The sequence below is a fragment of the Pseudoalteromonas sp. 19-MNA-CIBAN-0066 genome (assembly GCF_040308705.1).
Lineage (GTDB): Bacteria > Pseudomonadota > Gammaproteobacteria > Enterobacterales > Alteromonadaceae > Pseudoalteromonas > Pseudoalteromonas nigrifaciens.
Map to the genome: position 1 here is coordinate 1 of NZ_JBEONZ010000117.1, position 369 is coordinate 369.

General features: G+C 42.8%; 1 tRNA gene. It reads right to left on the reverse strand.

The features are described 5' to 3' along the window. Nucleotides 1-2: 2 nt before the first annotated feature. A tRNA-Asp gene (locus AAEZ18_RS18445) sits at nt 3-76 on the reverse strand. Nucleotides 77-369 lie beyond the last annotated feature (293 nt).

The window sequence follows — 369 nt, forward strand, 5'->3', positions numbered from 1 at the left end:
GGCGGAGTGGACGGGACTCGAACCCGCGACCCCCGGCGTGACAGGCCGGTATTCTAACCAACTGAACTACCACTCCACATTTTCGTTGCTGTTTGAGTCTCCCCTGACAGCGGCGTGAATAATACGAACCAGCCCCTATTTCGTCAAGGGCTTTTTCGCTTTTATTTAGGTTTTTTAGTCATCTGTCATCGAAAGGTTTAAAATTTCACCGCTTTTGTCATTTTTTGAGCCGTTTTTAGTACTTTGCTTTTTTTCAGAATTACCAACATCGTCATTTGTTGTTGTCTTTTTATTCTTGAATTCAAGTATTAAGTGCAATCATTATGCAGCCACCAGAACTTCTGATTGCCCCGTAAATAATTCATGAGG